Origin of the sequence: Rhodococcus sp. NPDC076796 (genome assembly GCF_040702765.1) — a bacterium.
In the GTDB taxonomy this organism is placed as follows: Bacteria; Actinomycetota; Actinomycetes; order Mycobacteriales; family Mycobacteriaceae; genus Rhodococcoides.
On sequence record NZ_JBFBMS010000003.1, the window covers coordinates 487,857 to 500,088 of the forward strand.

General features: G+C 66.0%; 9 protein-coding genes. 1 reads left to right on the forward strand and 8 read right to left on the reverse strand.

Annotated features, from left to right (window positions below; genetic code table 11):
• Positions 1-236: 236 nt before the first annotated feature.
• The 4 genes from AB0366_RS12525 to ftsY all read right to left on the reverse strand — a co-directional run bounded on the left by AB0366_RS12525 (position 237) and on the right by ftsY (position 6,067).
• On the reverse strand, positions 237-2,768 hold the full coding sequence (locus tag AB0366_RS12525; protein ID WP_366244190.1) for a [protein-PII] uridylyltransferase: 2,532 nt from the start codon (positions 2,766-2,768) through the stop codon (positions 237-239).
• Positions 2,758-3,096, reverse strand: a complete 339-nt coding sequence (locus AB0366_RS12530; RefSeq protein WP_019664269.1) for a P-II family nitrogen regulator — start codon at positions 3,094-3,096, stop codon at positions 2,758-2,760. Before AB0366_RS12530 ends, AB0366_RS12525 begins: the two co-directional genes overlap by 11 nt.
• A 72-nt stretch (positions 3,097-3,168) precedes the next feature.
• The gene (locus tag AB0366_RS12535) at positions 3,169-4,458 is read right to left on the reverse strand and encodes an ammonium transporter (RefSeq protein WP_366244431.1); all 1,290 of its coding nucleotides are present in this window, start codon (positions 4,456-4,458) and stop codon (positions 3,169-3,171) included.
• 202 nt (positions 4,459-4,660) lie between these two features.
• Positions 4,661-6,067 carry a signal recognition particle-docking protein FtsY gene (gene ftsY / locus AB0366_RS12540; protein WP_366244191.1) on the reverse strand — a complete coding sequence of 469 codons (1,407 nt, stop codon included), beginning with the start codon at positions 6,065-6,067 and terminating at the stop codon, positions 4,661-4,663.
• Between the two features lie 96 nt (positions 6,068-6,163).
• On the opposite strand from ftsY, the gene AB0366_RS12545 reads away from it, so the two are divergent.
• A complete protein-coding gene (locus tag AB0366_RS12545) occupies positions 6,164-6,796 on the forward strand; it encodes a pyridoxamine 5'-phosphate oxidase family protein (RefSeq protein WP_366244192.1) in 633 nt (210 codons plus the stop codon).
• Between the two features lie 17 nt (positions 6,797-6,813).
• On the opposite strand, the gene smc is transcribed toward AB0366_RS12545, so the two are convergent.
• From smc to AB0366_RS12565, 4 genes are read right to left on the reverse strand one after another with little or no spacing between them, the layout of a single operon-like run.
• Entirely contained in the window at positions 6,814-10,515 is a 3,702-nt protein-coding gene (gene smc, locus AB0366_RS12550; RefSeq protein WP_366244193.1) for a chromosome segregation protein SMC, read from the reverse strand.
• A gap of 60 nt (positions 10,516-10,575) precedes the next feature.
• Positions 10,576-10,851 carry an acylphosphatase gene (locus AB0366_RS12555; RefSeq protein WP_314144427.1) on the reverse strand — a complete coding sequence of 92 codons (276 nt, stop codon included), beginning with the start codon at positions 10,849-10,851 and terminating at the stop codon, positions 10,576-10,578.
• Positions 10,848-11,747, reverse strand: a complete 900-nt coding sequence (locus AB0366_RS12560; protein WP_366244194.1) for an SMP-30/gluconolactonase/LRE family protein — start codon at positions 11,745-11,747, stop codon at positions 10,848-10,850. The genes AB0366_RS12555 and AB0366_RS12560 overlap by 4 nt, the downstream gene beginning before the upstream one ends.
• Positions 11,747-12,175 (reverse strand): OsmC family protein, encoded by a 429-nt coding sequence (locus AB0366_RS12565; protein ID WP_094614370.1) that lies wholly within the window; start codon positions 12,173-12,175, stop codon positions 11,747-11,749. The genes AB0366_RS12560 and AB0366_RS12565 overlap by 1 nt, the downstream gene beginning before the upstream one ends.
• Between the last annotated feature and the right edge of the window lie 57 nt (positions 12,176-12,232).

Sequence of the window (12,232 nt, forward strand, 5' to 3'; positions counted from 1 at the left end):
GTGTGTGGACGGTCGACCGTCGGTGGGATCCCACAGTTCGTGCCTCTCGAATGACCAGATTGGAGCCTGCCGAACGACGTGGTTCGGGCAGTGCGGAGCGTGCAGGAACGGATGAGAGTGTCGTTTCTGCGTTGGGGACGAATGTAACAAATCGGCATCGGCGGCAGGCCCGTCGGCCGGAAGTTCGTGAAAAGTCACCACCGCGAGTCGGTCTGCTGTCGCATTCCGACCCGCGGTCAGGTGCCTTCCGGCTTTTCCGGGGGCTTGGGCGGTTCCGGGGCGGGTACGACCGCGAGGATCGCTCGCTCGAGGTCTTCGCGGACCGCCCTGCTGTCCGCCCCCGAAAGGTCGATGCAGAAGGAGTCGACCACCGAGCTGCCCAGGGTCGAGACGCGGGCCCACCGGATGTCCGATCCCTGCTGCTCGATTGCACTGGCCAATCGGCAGAGCAGACCGAGCCGGTCCTCTGCTCGTAGTTCGAGTACTACCTGACCTGGTTCGTTGTCGTCGAACCACAGCACGCGAGGCGGAGCTTGAGCGTAGAGAACCGGGACTGCCGAATCCTCTGCGTCGTCCTCGACGGTTTCGGCTCTGGCATCGCGCTCCTTGGCGTCGAGCACGGCGACGAGGTCGAGTTCGCCGGCCTGAGCCCGGATTATTTCCTGCCGCAGCAGACCGGCCTGTGGTGGGGCTCCGAACAGCGGCGCGACGTCGAACGAGTTGATCGCCGACCCCTCGTGACTGCCGAGGGAGGCCGAGAGCACACGCAGCGAATGCAGTGCGAGTACTCCCGCGGCGTCGGAGAGCAGCCCTGGCGTGTCGGGGGCGATGACGGTGACGACGAAGGTGTGCAGCCCATCGGTCGGCGCGATGTCGACGTGGACGCCTCCCCGCGCTGCGAGTTCGATGTGCGCCGGGTCGAGTGGATCCGGGGAGGGAAGGGTCTCCCCCGCCATCACCAATCGACAGCGACGCACGAGCTCGCGGATGAGCGAGGCCTTCCAATCGCCCCACACCCCGGGGCCGGTGGCGAGCGAGTCCGCCTCTGCCAGTGCGTGAAGCAGCTCGAGGAGAATGGTGTCGGCACCGAGGGCGTCGACGACGGTTTGCACGGTTGCGGGGTCGTCGAGGTCGCGTCTGGTGGCGGTCTCCGGCAGCAGCAGGTGGTATCTCACCATCGCCGTCAGCAGTGCCACGTCGGACGGCCACAGTCCGAGCCTGTTGCCGATCTGGATGGCCAGATCGGCGCCGACGACGCTGTGGTCGCCGCCGCGTCCTTTGCCGATGTCGTGTATCAGCGCGCCGAGCACCAAGAGGTCCGGGCGCGCAACTCGGGTGGTCAATGCGCTTGCGTAGGCGGCAGTTTCGACCAGATGCCGATCGACTGTCCACGTGTGCACGGCGTCTCGCGGCGGTAGATCGCGTACCGCGCCCCACTCAGGAATGAGCCTGCCCCACAGTCCGGTTCGGTCGAGCGCTTCGATGGCCGAAATGGCTTTGCGACCCGATCCGAGCAACACGAGCAGATCGTTGAGGGCTTCCTTGGGCCACGGCTCCCGAAGCTCGGGCGCACTGTCGGACAGCCGGTTCAAGGTCGAGGCAGACATCGGCATGCCGGTCTGCGCCGAGGCGGCGGCGACGCGCATGATCAGGCCGGGGTCCTTGTTCGGTCGAGCGTCGCGGGCGAGAACGACCTCCCCGCCGTGTTCGACGACACCTTCGTCCAGTGGCCGCCGGACCGGAACTCGACGCAGTCGCGAAAGGCCACGTCTGGGAAGCGAATTGCCGGCAGTGCGCAGCCCGACGTCGACCGAGTAGCTGATGGTGCGGGCCGAATCGCTCAGTACGCGAGCGAGATCGAAGCGGTCACCGATTCGGAGCGCGGCACCGATCTCGTCGGCATCCTGTGCCCGCAGTTGATCTCGTGCTCGACCGGCGACGCGGTGCAGTTCGGTGCGCACGTCCAACAGACGGCCGTGCGCGAACGCCAAACCGCCACCGGGCGATTCGGGTCCGAGCCCGGGCATACCGTCGGTCAACTGCGCAATGGAGAGAGCGTCGAGCAACTGGACGTCGCGCAGTCCCCCGCGGCCGCTCTTGAGATCGGGTTCGGCGCGGTGTGCGATCTCACCGCTGCGCGACCACCGCCCGCGGGTCTGCTCGATCAGCTCGTCGAAACGCCCTCGAATACCGTTGCGCCACTGGCGACGTACGCCGCCGATGAGGAGATTGCTCAATTCGACGTCACCGGCGATGTGACGCGCCTCGAGCATTCCGAGCGATGCCGTCATGTCGGCTGCAGCGACCTGCAGAGCCTGCGGCACCGTTCGCACGCTGTGGTCGAGCTTGATGTGTGCGTCCCACAGCGGGTACCAGAGCTTGTCGGCGACATCGGAGACGATGCGTGGGTCGAGATCGTCGTGCAGCAGTATCAGGTCCAGATCCGAATACGGCAGCAGTTCACGACGAGCGAGACCGCCGACGGCGACGATCGCGAAACCGGAGTCCGGTTTGATCCCGAGCTCGGCACCTTTGGTGGTCAGCCAGAACTCGTGGAGATCGACCAGAGCCTGCCGCAGCGAGGGTGCATCGAGGCGACGATTGCGTGTTCCGCCGTCGAGTAGTTGTTTTCTGGCCCGAGCGAGATCTGCTGCAGCATCGCTCGTGCCCTTCGATGCGGAGCCCGTGGAGACCGAAGGCCCCGACCCTGACGCTTTCGCGCCAGAACCGGGGCCCACGGCCCGAGACCCTTTGGGGTCAGAGTGCATCAGCGCCACGTTCTCCGGTGCGCACTCGGATGACCGAGTCGACCGGGGAAACCCAGACCTTGCCGTCACCGATCTTGCCGGTGCGAGCGGCCTCGACGATGACCTCGACGACCTTCTCCACAGCGGCGTCGTCGACGACTACCTCGACACGGACCTTCGGGACGAAGTCGACCGAGTACTCAGCACCTCGGTACACCTCGGTGTGGCCCTTCTGGCGGCCGTAACCCTGAACTTCACTGACTGTCATTCCGAGTACGCCGGCCTGCTCCAGCCCCGTCTTGACGTCCTCCAGGGTGAACGGTTTGACGATTGCCGTGATCAGCTTCATTTTTGCTTCCCTTCACAAGACCTCGAGTGCCCGTTGTCGTACGGTGCAGCGTTCACGTCTATCTCTACCTTGTCAGGCGAAATCATATGCAGTCTCGGCGTGCTCGGCTTCGTCGATGCCGTTGGCCTCCTCCTCGTCCGATACGCGCCAGCCGAGAGGCTTGAGCGCAAACGCGACGACCGCGGTGACGATGGCGGTGAAGACCAGGGCGAACAGTGCGATGACGATCTGCACGACGAGCTGCTTGTAGTCGCCGCCGTAGAACAGGCCGGTCTCGGATGCGAGGAAGCCGATTCCGATCGTTCCCCACAGGCCTGCGACGAGGTGAACGCCCACGACGTCGAGCGAATCGTCGTAGCCGAACTTGAACTTCAGTCCGACAGCCAGTGCGGAGAGCACACCGGCGATGACGCCGAGGATCATGGCACCGACCGGCGTGAGTGCACCTGCGGCCGGGGTGATGGCGACCAGACCGGCGACGATGCCCGAGGCAGCGCCGAGGCTCGTGGCGTGTCCGTCGCGAATGCGCTCGGTGATGAGCCAGCCCACGATCGCGGCTGCGGTGGCTGCGGTGGTGTTGACCCAGGCCACGCCGGCGATGCCGTCGGCGGCGAAGGCGGAGCCTGCGTTGAATCCGAACCAGCCGAACCACAGCAGTGCTGCGCCGAGCATGACGAACGGAAGGTTGTGCGGGCGGTAGGCAACCTTGCCGAAGCCGGCGCGCTTGCCGATGATGATCGCCAGAATCAGGCCTGCGATACCAGCGTTGATGTGCACCACGGTGCCACCTGCGAAGTCGATCGGAGCAACGCTGGCGACGAGCCCACCGTCACCGTCGTCGGTGGTTCCGAAGATCATTGCCGCCAGGCCGTTCTCGGATCCGGAGAGCAGTCCGCCGCCCCAGACCATGTGGGCCAGCGGGAAGTAGGCGAGCGTGACCCAGATGCCGGCGAAGGCGAGCCAGGTGCCGTACTTGACACGACCGGCGATCGAGCCGCTGATCAGTGCCACCGTGATGATGGCGAAGGTGACCTGGAATGCCACATCGATGATGTTTGCGTAACCCCAAGCGCCGACGATGTAGTTACCGTCCGCATCGGTGATCGAATCCTTGAGTCCGAAGAACTCGAACGGGTTGGCGAAGACACCGCCGATGTCCTGGGTTCCGTAGGACATGGACCAGCCCCACAGGAAATAGATGATCGAGACGACAGCCATCGCTCCGAACGACATCATCATCATGTTCAACACGGACTTCGACTGCGACATACCGCCGTAGAAGAACGCCAAGCCCGGCGTCATCAGCAGTACCAGCGATGCTGCCATCAGCATCCACGCGGCGTTGCCGGAGTTGGCCAACATATCCTCGGGACTCACGTACACCCTCCATTCTCCTGCACACCGGTTGGCGCGCCGTTACGCAAGAAGAGTGGTTTCACGAGGTTTCATCCGTGACACTCGCGTGTTTCGGATATGTGAACGCATGACCGAATTCTGTTGCAAAAAGGTTTCGTGCTGGCGTTTGTGCTTTTGCCCCGGTTTGCGAACTACTCGAGAGTCAGCATCAGCCGAGCAGTGCGTCGACGAAAGCCCCGGGCTCGAACGGTGCCAGATCGTCGGCACCTTCACCGAGACCGACGAGCTTGACGGGCACTCCGAGCTCACGCTGCACCTGAAAAACGATGCCACCCTTCGCGGTTCCGTCGAGCTTGGTCAGAACGACTCCCGTGATGTTCACGATCTCGGCGAAGACACGGGCCTGCGTCAGTCCGTTCTGGCCCACGGTTGCGTCGAGAACGAGCAGAACGTCGTCGACGTGGGCCCGCTTCTCGATGACTCGCTTGACCTTGCTCAGTTCGTCCATCAGACCCGATTTGGTGTGCAACCGTCCCGCGGTGTCGATCAGAACCACGTCGACGCCGTTCTCGATCCCCTTGCTCACCGCGTCGAAGGCGACAGCGGCCGGATCCGCGGCCTCCTTGCCGCGGACCACCTCGGCACCCACTCGCTCGGCCCAGGTCTGCAACTGATCGGCCGCAGCTGCGCGGAACGTGTCGGCGGCACCGAGCAACACCCGCCGCCCGTCCGCGACCAGCACGCGAGCCAGTTTGCCCGTGGTCGTGGTCTTGCCGGTGCCGTTGACTCCGACCACCAGCAACACAGCGGGCGCGCCGTCGTGGGGAAGAGCACGAATCGACCGGTCGAACTGGGGGTGCAGCTGCGCCACGAGGATCTCGCGCAGCAGAGCTCTGGCGTCGGCTTCGGTGCGAATACTGCGCGCCGCCATCTGCTCACGCAGCGTGCGCATGATCTCTGCGGTGGTCGCCGAACCGATATCGGCGATCAGCAGGGTGTCCTCGACCTCTTCCCACGAGTCCTCGTCCAGGTCACCGCCGCCGAGCAGGCCAAGCAGGCTCTTGCCCACCGCGGACTGAGATCGTGCAAGCCGGCCACGGAGACGGTCGAGCCGTCCCTCGGTCGGGTCGATGGTGTCCAAGCGGCGAGGCGCAGGAGCAACGGTGTCGGCTACCGGAGGCTCGGGCGCAACGGGCTCGGCGACGGTGACATCGGTCGCCGGGGCCTCGGGTTCGAGCACTTCCGGCTCGATCCAGACGGTTTCCGATTCGACCGGTTCAGGCGTGGGAACCACCGGCGGCGGCTCGACCGGGGTGGAGTCGACGGGGATGTTCTCGACCGGCTCGGCCTCGATCGGCTTCGGCTCGGCCGGCTTGGGGGCCTTCGGGACTACGGGCTCGGCCGTCGCCGTTCCCTGACTGAAGGAGAAACCGCTGCCCGCGGTGTAGCCACCGGATCTGTCCTTGGCAGCCGCGTCCTCGATTCGCGCTGCCTCGTCCGACTTGAGGGACACTCTCCGGCGACGGGAAAGCACCAGCCCGACGACGAGGACGACGAGCAGGACGGCAGCGATCGCCGCGACGATGATCCACGCTTGGTTACTCACGTAGAACATCCTCTCAGGCGATCGCGGCAGATCGTCACCGGTGGTGCACCGACCGTGAAAAATGCGCTTCCCGCCCGGGAGTCGGTGTCGATAGCATTCACGGTCATGGAGTGGACCAGGGTGCGCGACGCCGCAGAACTGACCGAGATGTTCGGCGAGCCGAGCTTTCGAGCCGCCAACAAGGACCGACGCGCGCTGCACCCACTGGACGTGCAGTGGCTCGCTGCATCACCGTTCTGCCTCCTCGGGACCTCCGACGCGAGTGGGCGATGCGACGTCTCTCCCAAGGGCGATCCGCCCGGCAGTCTTGTGCACGTCCTCGACGACGCCACGATCGCTCTCGCCGACCGGCCGGGTAACCGCCGGATGGACGGCTATCGCAACATTCTCGAGAACCCGTTCGTCGGGCTGAACTTCTTCGTACCCGGCCGCGGCGACACCCTCCGCATCAACGGTCGAGCCTCCCTGGTCACCGACGCCCCGTTCTTCGACGAGCTCCGAGTCAAGGGGCATCGCCCGATCATGTGCCTGGTCGTCGACATCGAGCAGGTGTTCCACCACTGCGCGAAGGCGTTCATGCGATCCAAGCTGTGGCAGCCCGAGACCTGGGATGCCGACGCCATCCCCGACGTCGCCACGCTGACGAAGGCGTTGATTCCGCAGGCACCCGAGACGGTGGAGGAACTGCGCGAGTACTACGGGCCGTCCTACGCCGAGCAGCTCTACCCGCAGCAGTAGCTCCGTAAGGACGAATCTCAGGAGATGGTGTCGGGCTCGACGACGACGGGTGCCGCGCCCGACTCGGGCGTTTCCGGCTCGGCTGTTTCCGGCTCGGCTGTATCCGGCTGCAGTGCGTCCACTGCGACACGTTCTCGGTTCAACCGCTGCGAGATGACGGTGGTGATGCCGTCGCCGCGCATGCTGACGCCGTACAGCGCATCGGCCACTTCCATCGTCGGCTTCTGGTGGGTGATGACGATCAACTGCGACTTCTCGCGGAGCTGCTCGAACAGTCCGATCAGTCGACGCAGGTTGGTGTCGTCCAGTGCAGCCTCGACCTCGTCCATGACGTAGAACGGTGACGGTCGGGCGCGGAAGATGGCCACCAGCATGGCCACCGCGGTCAGCGACTTCTCGCCACCGGAGAGCAGCGAGAGCCGCTTGACCTTCTTGCCGGGCGGGCGTGCCTCGACCTCGATTCCGGTGGTGAGCATGTCCGACGGGTCGGTCAGGATCAATCGTCCTTCGCCGCCGGGAAAGAGCTTGGCGAACACTCCGGTGAATTCCCGTTCGACGTCGAGCCAGGCCTCGGTGAAGACCTGCAGAATCCGCTCGTCGACGTCGGCGACCACGCCGAGCAGATCCTTGCGCGCGGACTTGACGTCTTCGAGCTGAGTGGACAGGAAGTTGTAGCGCTCCTCGAGGGCAGCGAACTCCTCGAGGGCCAGCGGGTTGACCTTGCCGAGGGTGGCGAGGTCACGCTCGGCGCGTTTGGCGCGCTGCTCCTGCGTGGCGCGGTCGAACGGCATCGGGGCCGGTGCCACCACCTGCTCGCCCCGCTCCTTTGCCGCCTCGTACTCGGCCATCTCGAGTTCGGTGGGCGGCAGGGCCACATCGGGCCCGTACTCGGCCACCAGATCGTCGAGGCCGATGCCGTGCTGCTCGAGAATCGTCGTCTCGAGCTGTTCGATCCGCAGCGCGGCCTGTGCGCGGGCCACTTCGTCCCGGTGCACGGCGTCGGTGATCGACGCCAGCTGGCCCTGCAGGGCTCGAACCTGCTCTTTGACCTTGTCGAGTTCGATTGTGCGCGTTGCTCGTTCGGCGGAGAGCTCGTCGCGCCTCCGTGCCGCGGCCGCAACGACCGTGGCCAACCGCGCGGCGACTTCTTCGCCCGATTCTCCGACCGCCGCCGCCACCGCGGCCGCATGCCGCCGCGCTGCGCTCTCGCGCTCGGCTCGCGCCCTGGCCTCACGCTCGGCTCGCGCCGCCCGTCGAAGCGAATCTGCCTTACCTCGTACGGACTGTGCGCGCTCTTCGGCGGTCCGCACGTTCAACCGAGCTTCGACCTCCACGGCACGCACTTCGGTCAGCGCCGCTGCCGCCATCTCCCGTTCCATGGTGGTCGCCGCGTCACCGCTCTCGCCGTCTCCCGCGAAACCCGATTGCTCGTCCTCGGCCGTCCGCAGGTTTTCCTCGAGCTCGGCCAGCCGCGCAATCGCTTCTTCTCGACTGGCCTCGGCAGAGCTACGCTGCGTCGTCAATCGCGCCGACTCCGCATGAGCCGAACGCGCCAGCTGACCCAATCGGCCCAACTGTTCGTACACCGCGGCCATCGCAGCGTCGGATTCGTTGAGCGCCGCGAGCGCTTGCTCGGCCGATTCGCGCCGATCCCGTTGCTCTTCCAACGCTCCCGACAGCGCTGCGTCGAGCTCCTCCGCGCGGCGGACCGCCGCCGCCAACTCCACTGTCGACGTGTCGATTGCCGACTGCACCTCGAGGGTGCTCGGGCGACGGTCCGAGCCGCCGGTGACCCAACCGGCTTCGACGACGTCGCCATCCTTGGTCACCGCACGCAGCTCACCGGAATCGGAGACGAGACGGTGGGCAGCGTCGAGCGAATCGACGGCGACCACACCGTCGAGCAGGGCCGCCATGGCCCCGGCCAACCGGTCCGGATACTCGATCAGGTCCAGCACCCACCGAGCCCCACTCGGGAGGTCCGGGCGTCGAACCGATTGTGCTGCAACGACACTGCCGTGCACGATGGACGCGCGGCCGCCGTCGGCCGCACGCAGCGCGAGCACGGCATCACGCGCGGCATCGAACGATTCGGCGTGTGCGGCATCGGCGGCCGGCCCCATGGCCACTGCCACCGCGATCTCGTATCCCGGCTCGACCGTGAGATGGCCTGCGAGCAGGCCCGACAGACCGTCCTGCTGGTTCTCCACCAGCCACCCGGCACCGTCCTTGCGTTCGAGGCCCATCGTGAGCGCTTCGATCCTGGCCTCGAACGACGCCACCTTCTTGCCTGCGATGCGTTCTTCGGCCTGCAGTTCGGTCACTCGGGCGTCGGCATGTCGAAGCGCGGCGACGGCTCGTTCGTAGTTGGTGTCGAGGCTCAGTTCACTCGCATCGAGGGTGCCGATCTGATCCTGCACACTCTCGAACTCACGCTGAGCCGATTCGCCGCGCTCTCGGGCCTCGTCGATGGCCACCGACAAGCGCTCCACCTCCGAGTCGATCGACTCGACCTTGGTTCGGAAGGTGTCGACCCGGCCGGACAGGCGCGCGAAACCTTCGCGGCGGTCGGCCACTGCGCGCACCGCGGCGAGGTGGGCACGCTCGGCGGCCGATGCCGCAGCCTCGCGCTCGGCGAGTTGCTCGCGGGCCGCTTCGAGGGTTTCGCGTGCCATTTCGACGGCTTCGACGAGTTCCATTTCTTCTTCGGCGACCCGCTCGGCCTGCGCTTCGAGCTCGTCCGGGTCCTGTCCCCGACCGGTGGATTGCACGGCGTCGAGGTGTCGAGCTCGTTCGTGAGCAATTCGAACCGTCGCGTTGACGCGCTCGGCCAGGGCCGACAGACGGAACCACGTCTGCCCGGCCGCCTCGGCGCTGGGGGTCAGCCGTGCTACGGCCTGCTCGTGTTCGCCGAGTGCCACCGAGCCGGCTTCGAGGGCGTCCTGCACCATCGCGTACTGCTCACGCGCCGCTTCCTCGTCCTGGGTCTGGTTCGCGAATTCCTCGCGCCTGGCCACCAGGTCGTCGGCCACCAGTCGCAACCGGGCGTCGCGCAGGTCGGCTTGGACGGTCTGCGCGCGACGCGCAACCTCGGCCTGCCTTCCGAGAGGCTTGAGTTGGCGGCGCAATTCGGTCGTGAGGTCGGTCAACCGCGCCAGGTTGGCCTGCATCGCGTCGAGCTTGCGGACGGCCTTTTCCTTGCGCTTGCGGTGCTTGAGTACCCCGGCTGCTTCCTCGATGAAGGCTCGCCGGTCCTCGGGCCGTGATTCCAGGATCGCGGCGAGCCGGCCCTGCCCCACGATGACGTGCATCTCGCGCCCGATACCGGAGTCGCTGAGCAGTTCCTGGACGTCCATCAATCGGCACGAACTGCCGTTGATCTCGTACTCACCCGCGCCATCGCGGAACATACGCCGGGTGATCGAGACCTCGGAGTAGTCGATCGGCAGTGCGCCGTCGGAATTGTCGATCGTCAGAGTGACCTCGGCGCGGCCGAGCGGGGCTCTACCCGACGTGCCCGCGAAGATGACGTCTTCCATCTTCCCACCGCGCAACGCCTTGGCACCCTGTTCACCCATCACCCAGGTCAGGGCGTCCACGACATTGGATTTGCCGGAGCCGTTGGGCCCGACGACACAGGTGATTCCGGGCTCGAAACGAAGAGTCGTCGCCGAAGCAAAGGACTTGAAGCCCTTCAGCGTCAGACTCTTGAGATACATAGCGTCCGTACTTTACCGGCACGCTGCCCGAAAGTGCGCCGAGCCTCCCGCAACGGACGATCAGCGTTCGACGAAGCCCGTCAGATCTCCGCGGGCGGTGTCCCAACTCTCCACGACCAGCGTGACCGTGCCCGGGGTTCTTCCGCCTCGGAGTAATTCCAGGAGTGCCTCTAGACGCTCACGTGGGCCCTCCGCTATCACCAGGACTCGTCCGTCCGCGTGGTTGGTCGCGTGACCGACGAGTCCGAGTTCGAGTGCGCGCGAGCGAGTCCACCACCGGAACCCGACGCCCTGAACGAGCCCGTGCACCCACGCCGTCAACCGTTCGTCGTTCACGAGCGAGCCAACTTTCGGACGGTTCCGTCGAAACTGGTGGCGTACAACGCTTCCTCGTCGAATCCGGCCCCGCCGAAGGCGACCGACGAGGTCAGCGGAACGCCGGTCGCTATCACACAGGACGCCCCGGATTCCGGGTCGATACGGACTACCCTGCCGGCGAGATTCTGTGCGAGATAGACCGTTCCGTCGTCGCCGACGGTCAGGTCGTCCGACATCGCCAGCGGTCCGACACCGTCGATGCGAATACGCGCGGCTGGTCCGGACGGATTCTTCTCGTCGAGCACGGTGAGCGTCGTCTCCAGATCGAACGTGTTGGCCACGTAGATCTTTCCCTCGCCGATGCCGATGCCGTTGGCCGATCCCAGGTCGGTACGCACCGTCGACACCGAACCGTCGACCGCAACGCGCGTCAGGCCGGAGAGGGTGCCCAGGTTGCGAGTGGTGAACAGATCACCCGACTCCGATCGCGCCAGACCGTTGGGCATCGCCAGGCCCGACGCGTACGTCGACCGGACCCCTGTACCGAGATCGATCGTGCCGACGGTGCCGGTTCGGGTATCGAGAAGCCCTGCGGCAGCGCTGTTTCCGGTCGTGAAATACAGCGTGTCGCCGTCGCGGACCAGTCCGCCCGGCGACTCGACGTCGGCAACGAGTGTGCCCCGGTCACCGTTCGGCGCCACGGTACGCAGCGCGCCGGGTCCGACAGGCGAGGTCTCGGAGACGATCATCGAACCGCGGCCGTCGAACTCGAGATTCTCGAGCATCCCGAATCCCGACGCCACCGTGCTCACCGACCACGGAGTGCAGCTGCTCGACGCGCCCGCGGTGGGAGCCAGGGCGGTCGCCGCGCCGAGGAGCAGACCTGTGACTACCACGGCTGCCCTGGCTTTCATCAGGCGTCCACGTCGATGTCCAGGTTTATTGTCGTACCGGCCTTCAGGGTCCGCCCGACGGTGCAAACCTTGTCGATGGCGCGCTCGACGACCGTGAGCAGACGCTCCTGCGCCTCGGGGTCCATCGCGCTGAGGTCGACTCGGAGTATCTCGTTCAGTTCCGGATACCGCTCGTTCTCGCGATCGGCGGCACCGGACACCTCGACGGTGGCGGAGTAGTCATCGCCCAGTCGACGCGAGAGCGGTAGGTCCGAGCTCATGCCGGTGCAGGCGGCGAGTGCGATTTTCAGCAGCTCGCCGGGGGTGAAGACGCCCTCCACCGACTCGGACCCGATGAGCACTTCGGCTCCTCGGGAGCTGCGGCCGGTGTAGCGACGGGTGCCTGTGCGCTCGACCCAGAGGTTGGTCGGCGTGCTCTGTTCTGCCATGACGGAAATACTAGGCGGGCTGTTCAGGAGTGGAGCCCGCGGAATGACCTATTGAAA